Annotated in this window: 11 protein-coding genes; 7 read left to right on the forward strand and 4 right to left on the reverse strand. The window is 36.8% G+C overall.

All coding sequences use genetic code 11. From position 1 onward, the window contains the following. The first annotated feature begins 664 nt into the window (after nt 1–664). Complete coding sequence (locus V6260_RS09845; protein ID WP_341593902.1) at nt 665–1,318, forward strand: OmpW/AlkL family protein; 654 nt, start codon at nt 665–667, stop codon at nt 1,316–1,318. Nucleotides 1,319–1,408: 90 nt separating this feature from the next. Here V6260_RS09845 and V6260_RS09850 read toward each other — a convergent pair whose 3' ends face one another. The 4 genes from V6260_RS09850 to bcsE all read right to left on the reverse strand — a co-directional run bounded on the left by V6260_RS09850 (nt 1,409) and on the right by bcsE (nt 7,135). Further along, on the reverse strand, nt 1,409–1,945 hold the full coding sequence (locus tag V6260_RS09850) for a thioesterase family protein (RefSeq protein ID WP_341593903.1): 537 nt from the start codon (nt 1,943–1,945) through the stop codon (nt 1,409–1,411). A gap of 94 nt (nt 1,946–2,039) precedes the next feature. Then, entirely contained in the window at nt 2,040–3,596 is a 1,557-nt protein-coding gene (gene tyrR / locus V6260_RS09855) for a transcriptional regulator TyrR (RefSeq protein WP_341593904.1), read from the reverse strand. Nucleotides 3,597–3,758: 162 nt separating this feature from the next. After that, a complete protein-coding gene (gene bcsG, locus V6260_RS09860; protein ID WP_341593905.1) occupies nt 3,759–5,342 on the reverse strand; it encodes a cellulose biosynthesis protein BcsG in 1,584 nt (527 codons plus the stop codon). A gap of 176 nt (nt 5,343–5,518) precedes the next feature. Further along, nucleotides 5,519–7,135: a cellulose biosynthesis protein BcsE gene (gene bcsE / locus V6260_RS09865; protein ID WP_341593906.1), complete on the reverse strand. Its 1,617-nt coding sequence runs from the start codon at nt 7,133–7,135 to the stop codon at nt 5,519–5,521. Between the two features lie 116 nt (nt 7,136–7,251). On the opposite strand from bcsE, the gene bcsR reads away from it, so the two are divergent. From bcsR to V6260_RS09895, 6 genes are read left to right on the forward strand one after another with little or no spacing between them, the layout of a single operon-like run. Further along, nucleotides 7,252–7,452 (forward strand): BcsR/BcsP family cellulose biosynthesis protein, encoded by a 201-nt coding sequence (gene bcsR, locus V6260_RS09870; protein ID WP_341593907.1) that lies wholly within the window; start codon nt 7,252–7,254, stop codon nt 7,450–7,452. Between the two features lie 13 nt (nt 7,453–7,465). After that, complete coding sequence (gene bcsQ / locus V6260_RS09875) at nt 7,466–8,179, forward strand: cellulose biosynthesis protein BcsQ (protein WP_341593908.1); 714 nt, start codon at nt 7,466–7,468, stop codon at nt 8,177–8,179. A 2-nt stretch (nt 8,180–8,181) separates the two neighbouring features. Next, nucleotides 8,182–10,851 (forward strand): UDP-forming cellulose synthase catalytic subunit, encoded by a 2,670-nt coding sequence (gene bcsA / locus V6260_RS09880; RefSeq protein WP_341593909.1) that lies wholly within the window; start codon nt 8,182–8,184, stop codon nt 10,849–10,851. After that, a complete protein-coding gene (gene bcsB / locus V6260_RS09885; RefSeq protein WP_341593910.1) occupies nt 10,844–13,090 on the forward strand; it encodes a cellulose biosynthesis cyclic di-GMP-binding regulatory protein BcsB in 2,247 nt (748 codons plus the stop codon). The genes bcsA and bcsB overlap by 8 nt, the downstream gene beginning before the upstream one ends. Then, entirely contained in the window at nt 13,090–14,217 is a 1,128-nt protein-coding gene (gene bcsZ / locus V6260_RS09890) for a cellulose synthase complex periplasmic endoglucanase BcsZ (protein WP_341593911.1), read from the forward strand. The genes bcsB and bcsZ overlap by 1 nt, the downstream gene beginning before the upstream one ends. Then, entirely contained in the window at nt 14,208–18,026 is a 3,819-nt protein-coding gene (locus V6260_RS09895; protein ID WP_341593912.1) for a cellulose synthase subunit BcsC-related outer membrane protein, read from the forward strand. Before bcsZ ends, V6260_RS09895 begins: the two co-directional genes overlap by 10 nt. Nucleotides 18,027–18,148: the final 122 nt, after the last annotated feature.

Genomic DNA, 18,148 nt, shown 5'->3' on the forward strand with positions numbered 1-18,148 from the left:
TGATGAATAGTGCCACTACAAACCCCACATTCAATCACTTGAGTGTGGGATCGGCAAAAAACGTCTATCTGACGTACCTCCATTAGTGCTTAGTAATGGAAAAATTGAAGTATGCTTATAAATGGCCAGCTCAACACAAGCAAGTAAGTTCCAGCCAAGATTATGCTTGATGTAATAAGGCTTAGATAGCCTTTCCCAATCAATAGTGAAAGACTCAGTAAAACTCTGCGAAGCACTATTACCACTGCTTTAGTGGCATCACTGTTGTACCTGCGGCTATAGCGTACATTTAATGTAACTTCACAAGCGATTGGCACTAAATTATTAAATTGAAGATGAGTTTGCAAGTGTTCAATAACCTTTTGTTCAATGCTCATAATTTTTTCAGATACGGCTAGAAACGTTTTAGGTACAGTTTATTGCTTAAAATGGATTAATTAAAATTTAGTTTATGACTAAGCGGTGTCACCTTCAATACAATTTAATGACTGAAAATCAAATCAGTAGTCAATCCCTGTGAGAACAGAACTACACTAAAATTAATCTAAATCAATAAAACACTTTGCAAGGTTCAAACAATTTTGAAACTTTGATCTAGAACAGGTTTTTATATTTGTTTAACAGTAATAATAGCTCCATCAAATAGTAGTTCTTGGAGAACAACATGAAAACCAAAATTAGCTTTGCATTATTAACATCTTTACTTGCATTATCTCCGGCTGCACACGCTAACTTTAGCGTAAATGTTGGCGCTATAAACGTAAACCCTGATAACAGCAGCTCATCAATTAATGAAGCTCCCACTCTGGGACTAAATGGCGATTCAGATACTCAATTAGGTATCACTGTAGACTATGCATTTAACGATAAATGGGTATTAGAACTTATCGCAGCAACACCATTTTCGCACGACGTAAACGGTACAGGTGGTTTAGCTGGTAATAAAATAGCAGATATAAAACAACTTCCGCCTTCATTAGTTGCTCAATATCACTTTTTAGATTCAAGCTATGCGCTTAGGCCATTCGTAGGTGTAGGTATAAACTACACAGTGTTTTTTGATGAACAACCATCTCAAGCGCTTAAAACAACGCTGGGAACTGAAGATGTGGAAGTAAAATTAGATGATTCATTTGGTTTTATGGCACAAATAGGCGCTAACTATAAAATAGATGAAAATTGGGGCCTACATGCCATGGTATCAATTATGGATATTGACACTGATGCAACTGTTTATGCTAATGGCACAAAGACATTAACATCAACGGTTGAGCTTGACCCTATTGTGGCTATGTTTGGTGTTAGATATAACTTTTAAAGTATATGATATAGTTAAGGAATACTTAGCTATATTTACTATGTGTGTAAAAGGCCGAAAGGCCTTTTTTTCATTTTTAAAAGCTATAAATCACTTGGGTAAGTTACTTATTTTTTTCTGCTCAAGCATTTCTTTCCAGTGCATAACCTCACTCGGCAATATAGGTGTTTTTCCTTTAAAACCAGCAACTTCAAGCATCTCTTCAATACTTATAATACCCTGTCTGCTTTTAAATACACCGCGTACATAAGCAATAGCATGTAACCCTCGCTTTGAATGAAACTTTTGTTCGATGTAAAAGTATTTATGATCCCACCCAACTAACTTTGTACTTATGGTATATCGCTGCATAGGCTTAATATCGCGGATATAAGTAATAGCCGTCGCATTGACTATTGGGAACCAGCGGCGCTTCATTATCTGCTTAAGTAAACCTACTCTTTCCGTCATCCATGTACGTGATAAATCCATCATAGCGAGATAACGAGAGTTTGTTAAATGAAGGTTAATATCGCAATCACTAGGTAAGACTCTATAATCAATATCTACAGTATCAAGTAAATTTTGGTGTTGTCTATTGCGTTTAATTTTAAAAAATAATAAAAGGAGTCTGATATATAAGTTCACGTAAAGTTTTACCTATTAAAGTTAATTTTTCAGCCTAACAAATGTTCAAAAAACATTATTACCTCACATAGCCCAATGAATAGGTAACACTGCATTAAACCTTAACCGTTTTTCGGTTAATTCCATAGTCACGTAATTTATTAGCGACAGCTGTATGACTTAAACCTAAACGCTTTGCTAATTGTCTTGAGCTCGGATATGCAGGATAGAGCTTACGAAGCAGTGTCGCTTCAAAACGCTTAACAGCTTGATCTAATGAACCTTCGAAATCTGACTCTAAATACCCTAAATCATGAGTGAAAGTTGGCAATTGTAAATGCTCTACACGCAACTCACTATCATCTAATAAAGATACTGCTCGATATATTGCATTTTCAAGCTGACGAACATTGCCCGGCCACGGGTACTCTTGTAAAAATTTCAAACATTCCTGTGAAAGTAACGGAATAGCATACCCATTTTGCTGCGCATATTTTTGAATAAAATGCTCTGCTAATGGTCCAACATCAGCTTTACGGTCTCTAAGCGGAGATATTTCAAGTGTTAAAACATTTATACGGTAATATAAATCTTCCCTAAAAACACCTTCTTGTACCATTGCAGGTAAGTCTTTTTGAGTAGCTGCAACTATACGTACATTTACTTTAACTTCGTTCTCATCGCCTACTTTCCTAAATGTACCATCTTGTAAAAAGCGCAGTAACTTAGTTTGTAGCTGAGTCGACATTTCGCCAACTTCATCTAAAAATACAGTTCCACCATCAGCTTGTTCTAATACACCGCGCTTTGGCGCTGCATTTTCTTCATATCCGGCATAACCAAATAATTCAGACTCAGCAACATCATCAGGAAGTGAAGCACACGACAGTGCAATAAAAGGCTTAACAGAGCGGTTAGACGCATAATGACATGCGCGAGCTAATAACTCTTTACCTGTGCCAGTTTCACCAGTAATCAAGATAGGAGCTTCTAGCTGCGCCATTTTACGTGCTTCACGTACCACTCGGCGCATTGCCGTACTAAAATTATGAATAGTGGCAAAGCTTTCTTGTCCGTACCTCCTGAATGCACTAACTTGCTGACCTAAACGGCTTTGCGATTTTATATTAATAACGGCACCAGCAAGTACATCACCTTCTCCACCTTGCGGCACTGCAATAGGTAAAATATCTGCTATAAAGTCCTCACCTGCGACTTCAACGCGAGTCGTTTGCCCAAGCACCTCTTTACCTTCTAACCAACGTGTAAAGTTAAAGCCCTTAAGCAAGTTATTAATATTCTCACCAATCACTTCTTTTTCAGTAAGTTGCAAGTCTTTACATGCAGCATCATTGCACAAACGCACCCAACCTTTAGCGTCAATAGAGATCACCCCATCAGGCAATGCACGCAGCAATGTATTTAATTCGTTATGCTCACGCTCAGATGGCAAAAATGCGGTAGTACGTACATCATGCACACCATCGATTAGCCTTATAGATGGCATGATCTTTTGAAATTGTTCAAATTCGATTTCAGGAAAGCTAACATACATACGACAATTTAAAGAGTCGACCTCAATCCCTTTTAAATCAACACTGTAGTTAACTAATATGTTAAGGATTTCTTGAGCAATACCAATTCGATCAGCACAGTGAATATCTAGACGCATACATCCTCAGATAAGGAAAAACTATATTAGGCGAATAATACGCTAACTCGCTTTGAGAAGGTAGCTTATTGTAAACATTTTTGGACAAAGCTAATTATCTGCTAGCAGGTAGGAAAAGCAATATAGACAACCTATATTGCTTTTTAAAAAAGGAATTATAAATTACTTACCTTGTGGATAAGCTGACCAATCGCCTCCATCAAGTTGAATATAAGGACGTTGATTAACATACATCATTATTGTATCTGCATTCTCAGCAACTTTGGGGGCCTTCGGTAAGTTTTCAAGTAAACTCGCAACACTGCTATTGCCACCAAAAACATTTGTTTGCAGCGTTTTACTTACTAGCTCTGAAAGTGCAAAGTAACTAGTCGATTCATCAATTACTACTTGCGAGTAGCTTTGTACATCAGGGCCTATAAACTTAATAGCAACTGGTACAGATACAATCGTAGGGCTAGGTATTTCACGTAACCCTGCAAATTGCACTTTGTCTCCTTTCAAGGCCGCACCATGCTCTGGTACCACCATAAGCATTACATTACGACCACGCTTTTCGAGATTTTTAATAAACTTACCAATATCATTGAATAAATTTTCGTGTCTTATTGGATAGCTCTGCTGGCTATTCATACGGGCGCGATTTGCCAATTGGTTACCATCATGCAAACTTGTAGTATTGTAATACATAGCGCAAGGTTTACAGTTTTTTGCTTGCTGATCTAACCAGCTATTTAAAACAGCACCATCAGAATAAATTGGGCTATCATCAAAACCATACTGCGCAACTGGCATCGAATCAATATCAAATGGCGTACTGTCTAAACCACCATATTTGCTGATTAAATCTTTGAATCCATCAAAATGCCCATCATGGTTCATAACAACATTATTTTGATAACCAAGCTTTTCAAGATTTTTAAATAAATAGCACTGCTCTGGCGCATCTTTGAATAGCGCTGTTTGGCTAGTTTGGCCACAACTGGCACGTAAGAGTCTTACGGCGGCTGGGCCACTATATGAAGTAGCAGAATTAAAGTCTGAAAATACCACATCAAAATCTTTATACATCTCAGTGACGCTTATACCAATAGTATCTAAATCATCAACAGCCATAGAGCATATATTTAAGATAATTATATCAAATAGCTCTCCATTTACTTGACTAGGAAAATGACTGGTTAGCAAGCTTTGCTGCTGATAAAAATCAGCTAACTTTTGATCAGGAGATTGAGTTGCCTGGGTAACCACTTGTGCTTGAGTGTCGTATTGCTTTTTTGTTATTGTGGAAGAATTAACCACATTATTTGCAACTTGTGATTGAGAATCATCACCTTGCCACCCTACAACCATAAGCCCAATAACAGTAATAGTAGTAAAGCGTACCCATTGCGATGTGTACCAAAAACAAATGCTAATCACGAATAAAGCCAACAACATATCAACATTAATAACTCGCTCTAATAACTCAAGAAAATAGCCAAAACTAAAATCTTGAACATTACCAGCTTGCTTAGTTAATCGATTTATCGGCGGCAGCCAAGAATCTTTATAAAGTAGCACTACCGCAAATATAGCACCGACTATATGTTTGACTTTTTCTATTGCCATTGTATTAAAATTAATAACGAGCATTGCAGCAAGAGCAGCATTTGCAAGCACATTAAAATCAATTGCACCATAGTAATAGAGGGCAAATTTCACTAAAAAGTAAAGGTTCCATACCCCTAACCCTGATAATTTCACTGCTTATCCTTTTTATTTTTGTTTGGTGTATAAGGCTCAAGTATTTCATGCTTAAAAGTAAGCTTATAATAATACTTTTTAATTTGAGCCAATATATGAATTCCTGACATGCAAAGCACAGCGCCCAGTATCATTGCGAAGAAAGCGGTAATAAAGAACTGATTTATACTCATTATTTATCCCCTTAACTTCATTGTAAAAGGCTTTGCATCGGGTCTGGTTTTATTGAAGAACTCGGGAGTTTCAATATTTTCAGTCACATTTTGTGCAATATCAGGTGAAAATTTATAACTGTCATTCTCAACAAGCTGCTGTGAGTAATCAACGAGATTTTCTCCATTATAAAAACGTCTCAACTGTTTACACTCTTGCTGTATGTAAAAATGATCTGAAATTATATTTTGCAGTGCAAAGAAATCATTCGTCTTTAGCTTAAAAAGATGTTTAATTGCATTATCCACATCATTCTCTCGACAAGCGTGTAAATACAAATAAACTGTATTTTTTGCGATACTAAATACGTCTCCTTCGCGCTTGATATGAAATAAATGTAGGGGATGTATTGGGTCTATTCTTGGCAAAAGCTCTAATTTAACGAGCACCCCGCTAACGCCTAGGTTAGCCGCAGAGTCGCTATGTATTTCTACCTGCTTGGTAAATTCATAAAAAGGTAAATAGCCTTTCGAAAAAGTATTCTCAGTATACTTTAATACATGCTCTACTGATTCAGGCAAAGGCCTTGAAAACTGAAATCCTTGAATTGATTGAATTTGCGATAACAATCTAGAAGGCTCTGAAAAGCTATATAAAATTAGATTAACACCTAAGGTTAAGAACAAACATTCATCCTGATGGCGAATTACCCCATCTACATTTTGAATTACGAGTTTTAACCAGCGACCACAATTTTTTCTCAGTTCAAAACACTGCTTACCTAATAATGCGAGATCTGTGTAGCGTGTAACAGCAAATACTAATGTAGCAGCTTCTACTTTTGGGCCTTTATTAAATAACTCATTATTATCTTTAACCGTTTTATATTTTACAGGTAACTTTGTACCTTCAGGTACCGCATTTTGCACAAGCCACACATCATCTTCATCAGAAAAATCTGAGTTTTCAAGTTTTTTACTTTGGCTAATTATGGGCTCTTGAACAATAAACTGGTTATTATTTAGCGATAGCTGGTAATGTTCGTTTGAAATTACACCTGTACTATGGCACCAGTAATCATATTCAAGTACTCGTGCCGCTGCATCATTATCAACAAAAATGAGCCCATCTAAAAACCTATTTAAACGACGAAGTAAAAAACGGTAGTTGGCAATATCTGGCCCTGATATTAAAAATAATATCGTAGCTCCCGTTTTTTGAGCAAATGCATTGCACTCTTTAATAACTATTTGTATGTTTTCTTCACCTGCGCTATTAAATTGAGCTGTATTAAAATGAATAAAAATAAGTGCTTGATGTAAGCTTTTATAGGCACTGACCTCTCTAATTATACCTTTTGTAATACGTCCAATAGAGTAATTCTGCGCCTCAGAAGAGAGGGAAAATGGGTATACTTTGTTATGTTCATACGCATAATTTAGCGGTTTTGAAAAAGAAGAATCAAAGAATGATTCTATTTCTTGGGAAACTATATAAATATCATTAACCAAACTTTGGTTAATTGAATGTAATGCCAGTTCGATTGCAAAATTATCTAAAGGAGCTAAAACAGCATAACTTGAAGCCGGTTTTAACTCTTTTGCAGCAGGCTCTAATCCCGTTATGTTAAAGTTATGCACTTAAAATACCCTATAAAAAAATACTTTTTTACTAGTTTTACCCGTTATTCTATATATAATACCCAAATATTGTCCACTTTTAATAAAATTAATTGAAGTCGCCGAATAAGGTTGTAATGCATAATTTAGCTCATAAGAATTCACAAACGTTAACATCTAGTGACATAGAAAATTTAACCTTACGTTTCGGTGGCAATAGTGAAGATTACATTGAGATTGTTAATAAGCAAAAAAACATTGAAACAATCAATAAATACGCCTTACTTAAAGAAATAAATAACGAATTGAACTCTTTCGTAAGTTCAACAACTAGTTAGTGAGTAATTAACATTGCAAAGAATTTTTATTAAAGGCGTAAAAGGCGGGCTCGGCAGTACTTCTGTTGTGGCAAATCTCGCGTGCGTATTAAAAAAATCTGATGTTAATGTTATCGCAATAGATTTAGACGCAAAAAGCGATTTAGGTTTGCACTTTGGTTTACCTTGGAAATGTACCAAAGGCTGGAGCAATGAATCAAGTTTTGAAAAAGCTATCACGCACTTTCATCAAGACAGTGATGGTATAATATTCTTACCCTTCGGTGATAGTCATGCAGAGCCGAGTGATATTAAAAAGCTAATTAATAATTGTAATAGATTTGACTGTACTGCTAATACGTGGCTACTTTTTGACTGCCCTTCATACATCGAGTTAGCACAACTTCCTTTGGAGAGAAATGATATTGTTTTAGAGCTCATTAGTTGTGATGCCATCTGCCATAGCTTAATATATAAACGCCTACAAAAACTAAAAAAATCAGACTCTAACTGGAAGCATTTCTTTTTAGCTAACCGCTACAACTCAGCTTCAGTGCTTGAATTTGATTTATTCTCTCTTTGGCAATCAACTCTACCTCTTATGGCTCCATTTTTTATTAATAGTGACGAGGTAATTAAAGAGTCTACTGCATATAGAAATGTAGCTCTAAATTGCGCTCCTTATAGTGTAGCTAATGATGATTTCGAAACACTCGCTGGTTGGCTTGTAAGTAAAGCTGCCTTATAACAATGACTATTACATTATTATACAACCGTCCCGTACACAGCACGCTATATGTTTTGTTGAGCATTTTATTTACAGATAAACTCGTGCGCTATATTTTATTTAAATTCTATAGTTACTTTAACCATCACAAAGTAAACGTGATAGAGGCTTTCTTAATGCCTTTCATTACACTATTAGCCTCATTATTTATAAAGATTAAACAGCACAAAAATCACTTTGAGCTTATACTTTATGATTATTACCCACACTTAAAGCTGCCTTACCGCAACTACATTTATTCGAATGTGGTTCGCTTTATTATACAAAGCGTTTTCTTAGTGCTTTTTAAAAGTAATCCTAAAGTAAGCTCAATTAAAGAAAATGCAGTTAACTATTTTTACGATAGTGTGAGCACCTTCTTAAAACAGTTACGTTGGTTCGATTTAAAGCTAGGTAAATTATTAAGGCGAACGCTATCAAAAAGTAAAGGTAATACTAAAAAAAGTGCTTTTAAAACAATGGCTGATTCACTCATTTGGCAAAATAAGTTAGTAAAGTATATTGTCCTCGCATTTATTTTATTTTTACTGGCTATATTTGTAACCATTCCTTTTAGTCTGGAAGCTCAAGCCGTTTTTATAAGCTTTATTTTATTAGTTGCATACTCACTTAAACGAGTGAAAGGACAAATGGCGACGATAGTCATGATCACTCTATCAGTTACAACCTCCTCTCGCTATTTATGGTGGCGTTACACAGAGACTTTAAACTGGGATGACCCTGTCGCTTTAGTTTTAGGCAGTGGTTTACTTCTTGCTGAAACCTACGCTTGGCTTGTACTTATCTTAGGTTTTTTTCAGACTATTAATCCACTTGAACGAAAACCTATTCCTTTACCTAAAGACACTGATTTATGGCCAACTGTTGATGTTTACATACCAACTTATAATGAGCCATTGAGTGTTGTAAAACCAACAACTCTTGCTGCTCTAAGTATTGATTGGCCAGAAGATAAATTAAACGTTTATATTCTTGATGATGGTAAACGCTCTGAATTTCGTGAATTTGCTCAAGAGGTTGGCGTCGGTTATTTAACTCGCCCAGATAATAATCACGCAAAAGCAGGTAATATGAATAGCGCTATGCGTTATACAGATGGTGAATACATTGCTATTTTTGATTGTGATCACGTCCCTGCTCGCTCATTTTTGCAAATGACGATGGGACAATTTTTAAAAGACAGTAAGGTGTGTTTAGTGCAAACACCGCATCACTTTTTCTCAGCAGATCCATTTGAGCGAAATCTTAATAACCACAGTCAAATTCCTAACGAAAACATGTTGTTCTATGGACTGATTCAAGACGGTAACGACATGTGGGATGCAACCTTTTTTTGTGGTTCTTGCGCCGTATTAAAACGAAAAGCGCTTGATGATATTGGTGGATTTGCATTTGAAACTGTAACTGAAGATGCTCACACAGCACTTCGCATGCAACGCGCAGGCTATAAAACAGCTTACATAAATATTCCACAAGCTGCGGGGCTTGCTACAGATAGTCTTTCTGCACATATAGGCCAACGTATCCGTTGGGCTCGTGGTATGGCGCAAATTTTTAGACTCGATAACCCGTTAATGGGTAAAGGCTTAAGTGTTCCTCAGCGCTTGTGTTACATAAACGCTATGCTGCATTTTTTATCGGGTATTCCACGTATTGTGTTTTTAACAGCCCCTTTGGCGCTTATATACTTTAATGCATACATTATTTACGCTCCGTTTTTGGCTATCTTTATTTATGTTGTGCCAACGCTTATCCAGATAAAAGCGACCAATTCACGTATTCAAGGTAAGTATAGGTACTCATTTTGGGGAGAGGTGTATGAATCAGTACTTGCTTGGTACATATTAAAACCAACCACCGTTGCTTTATTTAATCCTAACAAGGGTAAATTTAACGTGACAGAAAAAGGAGGCTTAAATGACGAGGAGCATTACGATTGGGGTATATCTAAGCCTTATTTAATTTTATTACTTATTAATTTATTAGGTATAACTGTTGGGGTTCTACGCTTGTTCTTAGGTGATCCAACCCAAATTGGCGTACTTTTAATTAGTATGGGCTGGGCCATTTATAATATTATTATTTTAGGGGCTGCGGTTGCAGTTGCTGCTGAAGCTCGCCAAGTTAGACACTCGCATCGTATCAAGGCGAACTTCCCCGCCGGCGTTCGTTTAGCTAATGGACATACTTTAAAAGTAAAAATAACGGATTATTCAGATAATGGTGTAGGCATAGAAACTGAGCATGCGCATTTATGTCGTGTTAACGATAAAATTGAATTATTAATGAGTCGTGGTAACAAACAGTTTTCATTTACAACTTATGTGTGTAATACCCGTAAAAAACAAATTGGGCTGACCCTCAAAGATCTGTCTCTCGAAAAACAAAGGGCTTTTATACAGTGTACTTTCTCAAGAGCAGATGCTTGGTTAGATTGGCAAAATAATTTTAGACATGACCGTCCATCGTATAGCTTCAAAGAAGTGCAAAAAACCAGTTTACGGGGCTTTAGTAATTTACTATTTCATGCTCCAAGAGCGTTACAACCAATTATTAAGTTTATGACTAATACTGTCATTTACATAAATTCATTTACTCCAAAAAAACCGATAGTGCATAATAATTATGATTAAAAAGTTACTTAATACATTTCTAATATTGTTACTTATTAGTAGCGCATATAGAGTGCTCGCTATCGAGCCCATGCAAGACAAAGCTCTGTTTGTAAATGGCTACCCTGAGAGTGCTAACATTTCAACCTTACAGCTAAGCTTTGAGGCTTTAGGCTTCAATGGCTACAAACTTGATGGTGTAAATAATACTTCACGGGTCGACTTTACTAATAGAGTGGATAAATTAAGTACAAATTTACAGCTTAATTTTTCGTATACAAATTCGCCTTCTTTGGTCTCTAATGTTTCACATTTAAAAGTTTATTTTAATGATAATTTAGTTACGGTTTTACCAATTAATGAGAAATTAAGTGTTGTTAAAAACACAACTAGCCATAGCTTAAATCTTAACGCTAAATATATTCAAGATTATAATCAGATACGTTTTGAGTTAGTTGGCTATTATGATTTAAATTGCCAAGACTACTTTAGCCGCTCGATTTGGACTGAAATAAATAAATCCAGTAACATCACGGTCAATCAAAAACAGTTAGCAATTGATAGTCGTCTTGAATATTTACCAGAACCATTTTTTGATGCTAAAGATTACAACAAATTAAACTTACCTTTTGTATTTGCAAGCACACCTAATACACAAGCAATAGAAGCTGCTGCCACTTTATCTAGTTGGTTTGGTGCGCAAGCAGACTGGCGTGGCGCTAACTTTCCAGTAGTTTTAAATAAAGCACCAGAGCAGCACAGTGTGGTGTTTATTACTAATGACTCAAAACCTGATTTTTTAAAAGATTATCCAGATGTTGAAAAGCCAACAATTGAGCTAATTTCAAGTCCGATTCACAGGTACAATAAAATGTTATTAATTTTGGGCCGTGACGAAAAAGATTTAAAAACAGCGGTCACAGGTCTTGTATTTGGTCATAAAATAATGACAGGCAGAAGTGCAAGCATTGAAGCAATTAACAAACTCCCACTGCGTAAAGCTTATGATGCGCCGAGATGGCTCAGAAGCGATCGTCCCGTGCACTTTGATGAGCTTATTGACTACCCAACTCAGCTACAAGCTGAGGGACTTAACAATGGTCCTATAAAGCTAAATGTTCGTTTTGCACCTGATTTATTTACTTGGCGTGAAAAAGGTATTCCTATTACTTTGCAATACCGTAATACCCCAGAGAGCGCAACCTTAAATTCTCGTTTAAACATGCTAATAAACCAAGAGTTCATAAGTGGTTTTTTACTAGATAAAAGAGACACATCGTTAACCACCGCTAAAACCTTGTTGCCTTTAATCGCTAATACAGACACAACGCAAAGCGCTGAAGATTTTTCATTAGATGGTATTAATCTTGCCAGCCGAAATGAGTTAAATTTTGACTTTAGATTTGCAGTACTTAAAAAAGGCGAATGTGGCATTGCTCCACCTGGTGGTGAATACGGGGTAATTGATGGAAACTCCAACATTGATGTAAGTGGCTTTGATCATTACATCGCATTACCTGACTTAAATGTATTTGCAAACAGCGGATTCCCATTTACAAAATACGCAGACTTACAACAAACTTTAGTATTGATAGATGAAGTTCCATCACCTAAGGCGCTATCTGTATTGTTTAATTTAACAGGCCACTTTGGTGCTATCACAGGTTACCCCGCTCATAGAATAAGCGTTGCTCATTTAAATGAAGATGCCAACTTAGATGATAAAGATATCTTAGTAATCGCCAAATCTAATAGCATTGCTAATAACTTAGATGAAGACGCACAAACTAATATCTTACTTGATAACAATCAGCGCGCTATTAAACAAGCTATATACAATGGTGCTTACGATGAACAAGCAACAGATAAAATACAAGTGAGCATAAAAAGTAGTGGTGATATGGCGGTAATTACAGGCTTTCAATCACCGTTTGATTCAGAGCGCTCAATTGTGTCGCTCAGTGCAACATCACAAAAAGCCTTTACTCTGCTAGATGATGCGTTAATGAGTTCAGAAGCTCTTGCGAAAATTAAAGGCAGTGCTGCGGTCATAAACTCTCAAGGCATTAAAACAATTAAAACTGATGAGCAATATTTTGTTGGTCACATTCCTGTGCATACCCTAATTTGGTTCCATTTGTCAGATCATCCATTTGTACTGGCACTATTGTCTATTTTAACACTACTTCTGATCTCATTTATTATATGGCGCTTACTACAAGCACTCACCTACAAGCGCTTAACTGAAGGGGATGAATAATGAAATCATTCATTAATATATTTTTTACCGTAATTTTATTATCTAGCTTTAATGTCAACGCACAAATAGAGCAGTGCCAACCATGGAATGCATGGCAAACATTTAAAAAACATTTTATAAACCAAGATGGTCGCGTAATAGATTTAGGTAGCGAGCAAAACATTACCACATCAGAAGGGCAGTCTTATGCATTATTCTTTGCTATTATCGCCAATGATAAAGCAACCTTTGATCTAATACTCGATTGGACTCAAGAGCATTTAGCTGAAGGCGATTTGAGTACCCGCCTACCAGCATGGCAATGGGGTGAAGATAATAATGTAGGATCGATTTTGGATTCTAATCCCGCATCAGATTCTGATCTTTGGATTGCATACAGCCTATCTCAGGCTGCTATTTTATGGGATGAACGTCGCTATAGCATATTAGCGGCAGTACTTGCACAACGTATAATGTACGAAGAAACAGCATATATTTCCGGTTTGGGTTTATCATTACTCCCCGCCCCTGCTGGTTTTGAATTCGATAATGGGCGTTTTAAGTTAAACCCTAGCTATTCACCATTATTTATTTATCAACAATTCAAAAAGCTCTATCCAAATTCTCCTTGGCATCAGTTACATGAGAGTTCCGCAAAATTAATACTGGATTCAGCTAAGCAGGGTGTAAGCCCTGACTGGGTGATGTATGATGCCAACAATGGGTTCTATTACGATAATAAAACCACTGACTTAGGCAGCTATAACGCTATTAGAGTCTACTTATGGGCTAGTATGATGGCAAGCGATGCTCCTTATAAAGAAGAGCTATTAGCGCAATTTAATCCTTTCATAGAAACAATTAATAAACGCGGTTATGTGCCTTTAAATACCTTTGCTAAATCAGGAAAATCTGAAAAAAGAGGCCCAGTTGGCTTTAATGCCGCTTTACTACCCTTACTTGCATCGCAAAACGATAACTCACTAATTATGACTATCCAGCAAAAACTAATGGTTAATAAGTCATTTACCCAAACTCGCTATTACGACAGTGTGCTTAACTTGTTTGGTACAAGCACTTTAAATAATCGTTTTTCAATTACAGCAGACGGGACACTTCAGCCAGCATGGAGTTCTGAATGCCAATAAGGTTTGCCCTAGCCTGCACATTAGCGCTTAGTCAAGGATTAAGCGCTAACACAGTCAACGATATTGATACACAACCTGTAGAGTGGCTATTAAGCCAAATAAGCATCGGTGAAGCGCAGCAAAATAAAAAGTTAATTGAAGATAGCTTACAGAAGTTAGTAGCTATTGCTCCTTCTCGAATAGAAACACAGTGTGCTCTAGCGCGTTATGACTTTGCCAATGGTGCTAATGTAAAAGCAAATCAATTATTGAGTAAATTAGATAATGGACTTACTAAACAAGCTCCGTGTATTGAAAAGTTAAAGGTTCTTTCACGTATTGAAGGTAAAGATAAGGCTGCTATTCAACAAGCTAAACTACTTGCACGTGCTGGGCGATTTGAACAAGCCCGCCAAATTTATAGTAAAATATTTAATAATGTATACCCTACCCTAAATTATGAATTAGAACACTTAAGCTGGTATAGCCAAGATAGCTCTCAGTGGCTAACTGTAAAAAAAGGCTATGAAAACCTACTAAAGAATTATTCTAATATTGGTTTAATTGAAATAGCTTACTCACGTCATTTACTTAGACGTAATCCGAGAAATAAGAATGCAATTAGCATATTAAAAAAATACGGTTCAACGTCTTCTTTTAGCTATGAAATCGAGGAAATTTGGCTTAGCGCATTAGCCAACATGCCTATAGATACTGATACAGATAAAGAGTTTCAGAATTACTTTACTATTTACCCATTTAGCAGCAAAGGTGAACTCCAATATCAAGATTTCAAAAAAGCTCTAAAAGCACGTCAAACTTTACTTGCAGACCCCGCCTACCAACTTTGGATCAGAGGCAATGATCTGCTTGATAAAAATAAACTAAAAAATGCAGAACCACTACTTCTAAAAGCAATTAAAGGGCGCCCGCAAGACGGTAAAATAATGCGAAGCCTAGGTATACTTTATTTACGTCTAGGTGATAACCAAAAGTCTTATAAGTATTTTACTGATGCTCAGAAATATACACCTGATTTTGCCGAGCGGGAAACACTACAAGGGTTAGCAAGAACAGCAAAGTTTTGGCTTTATATACGCCAAGCTAAAGATGCTATTAGCAGTAGCGAATTTAAAAATGCAAAACTGAAGCTAAATTTAGCAGATGCCCTAGATCTGGACCCCAATACAGTTTTATATAACAAAGGTTTGCTGCAGTTTGCACAAGGCGAGTATTCACAAGCAGCTATTACATATCAAATTGTTTTAAAAAACGACCCTCTTAATACCAGCGCTTTATTAGGCTTACTTGAAATAGCTGAATTAGAGCAAAGTGAGCAAGCATTAATCTCTTTTCATAATAAACTATCTCTTGCTCAAAAAAACCAAATTAAGCAATCTTATTCAGTATCTCTAAGTAGCCAATACCGCGCTAAAGCGAACACTTTCTCGCAATCAGGAGACCTAGAGCAAGCTGAAAAAACATTAAAGGATGCGATTAAAATAGCACCAGAACAGCCTTGGCTATATTACGATTTAGCGTTTATATATCAGCAAAAAGGTCTGACAGGAAAAGCACGCGCTATATTTAATAATGTCCTGTGGCAATTTCCATTAAATCCTCAAATTCGTTATAGCCATGCATTGTTCTTACGTTCTATTGATGACTATCGAGGAGCGATTAAAACATTACAGTACATACCCTATAAATCAAGAGATGAAGATATAATTGCACTTGAGCAGCAACTTCAACTTAGTGAGTCTTTAACACAAAGCGAACGTTATCTTGACGCTAAAAATAAAGCGACTGCGATTTACCACTTAAGCAATTTAGAAGCACAAAACTTAGCTCCTATTATGCAAGCCGAGTTGGCGCGTAGTTGGTATCGAATTGATGAAAAAGAGCACGCCATGAAGCTCATTAGCCAAGCATTAGTAGCGCAACCAACTCTTTCTGCCTATTGGCATATGCTTTATGGTGAGTGGCTTTTAGAACAAGGAAACAAGCAAAAAATTAAGCAGTGGTTTGTACAGTATGAGCTTCCAAAAGATGCATCTGAAAATGAAGTTACTCAATATGTACAATTACAAAATAATTATATTAACCAATATTACAGCGGTAGTGATTTAATTGCTAAGCTAAATCAGCTTGATCAAAAATACAAAAATACACCAGCAATAACTACTGCACTCATTAATGCAAATTTAGCACTTAAACAACGAGAATCTGCAGTTATTTTGTATCAGCAAAAAGTAAAGAATAAACAAATTATAGAACCTCAAGCTTTACTTGCTATTGCAAAAGCATACAGAGAACTCGGGGAGGACTTTCAAGCAAAAGAAGTGACACAAAAAGCGATAGAACAAACCTCGTCGCAAGAAGCTTATTTACAACGCCAAATCATGTCATCTCTTAATGAATTTAACTACTCAGGGGATGCACTTTATTTAGCTAAACAACTTGTTGAAAAGTCACCAAGCGATCAAGAGCTACGCTATTTAGGTGCACAAGTAGCCAGTAATTTTAATGAATCAGAACAAGCTCAATCTTGGTATTCGCAAACGCTTTCACCTAATCGAACTCTAAACGATAAAGAGCTATATGGGTCCCTTTTAAAAATAGATGAAAACGATCCTTGGTATATAAATGGTGCTAAACGCGAACTAATAAACGAGCAAAACAAAAATCAAGCTTACATTGCCATTGGCGTTAATTTTAGCGGCCAAACAAGCACCGAAAGTGACGCAACACTAGGCGCTGGCTCAGTACCTATTGAAGCTTACTTTCCGCTTTGGCAAGGCCAAGGATTTATTAAAGTAGACCCTACAACTATTAGCGCACAAACCACACGTTTTGATGAACAGTTTGCAGGCAGCCGCTACGGGCAAGGTGCACTGTGTATTTTTACCTGTGTAATCGATGAAGTTACACCAGAGGAAAGCGGTGTAGATGTAGGCATTGGCTGGCAAAATGAAAATTGGCGTGTAGATGTAGGCACTACCCCACTTGGTTTTTTAATTGAAGATATTGTATGGGGTCTAAATTATGCAGATAGTTTTGGTGACTTTGGTTATAGCCTAGAACTTGAAAAACGCCCTGTAACAAGTTCAGTACTCTCTTATGCAGGCCTTGAAGATATAAACACCGGTGAAATTTGGGGAGGAGTTCGCTCGACAGGCCTTACAGCCAATGTTTCCCACGATTTAGGCGGCAATTGGGGGTTTTGGTCCAGTGCTGACTTTACCTTATACAAAGGTCAAAATGTTAAAGATAACCAACGCTATAGAGTAATGGGTGGTACATACTATCGAGTTATTAGTAACCAAGAGCGAGAGTTTACTGTTGGTGCAAGCTTACTACATTGGGCTTATCAGTATAATTTAAGTGAAGAAACCTGGGGCCATGGCGGTTATTATAGCCCTCAAAACTATGTAGGCTTGTCAGTTCCTTTAAGTTATGACGCGCGGTGGGGGGATGATTTTGTTTATCGCTTAAAAACAGGTGTATCGTATTCACAAACCAAAACTCAAGCGATTGACTTTTTCCCTAACGATCCCACCCTTCAATTACAAGCTTACGAGAGAGAGCTAACCACTGGCGTTGATCCTGTCTTTGTAAGTGATGACAGTTCAGGGGTCTCGTATAACATAGAAGGTAGCTTTGAGTATCGTATAACACCACATTGGTTTTTTGGTGGTTACTTAGCTATTGATCGCTCTGACTTTTACGAGCCGAACTTTGGCCAGCTGTATATCCGTTACTATTTTAACCCGGTATACGGTACATTAGAGTTTCCGGGTACGCCGATTATTCCTTACGCTGACTTTTAACGCGGTGGGCGGTGATATATCGCGAATGCTTCCCCTCGCACTAAGGTATATGTATACTTGAGCGCAATTGTAACTAGGATAAGGGTGTGTCTTTTACCTTGTGGTGTTACTACCATATAGCA

It is taken from the genome of Pseudoalteromonas aliena (genome assembly GCF_038155085.1).
Lineage (GTDB): Bacteria > Pseudomonadota > Gammaproteobacteria > Enterobacterales > Alteromonadaceae > Pseudoalteromonas > Pseudoalteromonas aliena_A.

What these genes read in the sequence shown, in the direction of transcription:
- V6260_RS09845 (WP_341593902.1), top strand. Translation starts at nt 665, where the DNA reads ATGAAAACCAAAATTAGCTTTGCATTATTAACATCTTTACTTGCATTA.
- tyrR (WP_341593904.1), bottom strand. Translation starts at nt 3,596, where the DNA reads ATGCGTCTAGATATTCACTGTGCTGATCGAATTGGTATTGCTCAAGAA.
- bcsR (WP_341593907.1), top strand. Translation starts at nt 7,252, where the DNA reads ATGCATAATTTAGCTCATAAGAATTCACAAACGTTAACATCTAGTGAC.
- bcsA (WP_341593909.1), top strand. Translation starts at nt 8,182, where the DNA reads ATGACTATTACATTATTATACAACCGTCCCGTACACAGCACGCTATAT.
- bcsB (WP_341593910.1), top strand. Translation starts at nt 10,844, where the DNA reads ATGATTAAAAAGTTACTTAATACATTTCTAATATTGTTACTTATTAGT.
- bcsZ (WP_341593911.1), top strand. Translation starts at nt 13,090, where the DNA reads ATGAAATCATTCATTAATATATTTTTTACCGTAATTTTATTATCTAGC.
- V6260_RS09895 (WP_341593912.1), top strand. Translation starts at nt 14,208, where the DNA reads ATGCCAATAAGGTTTGCCCTAGCCTGCACATTAGCGCTTAGTCAAGGA.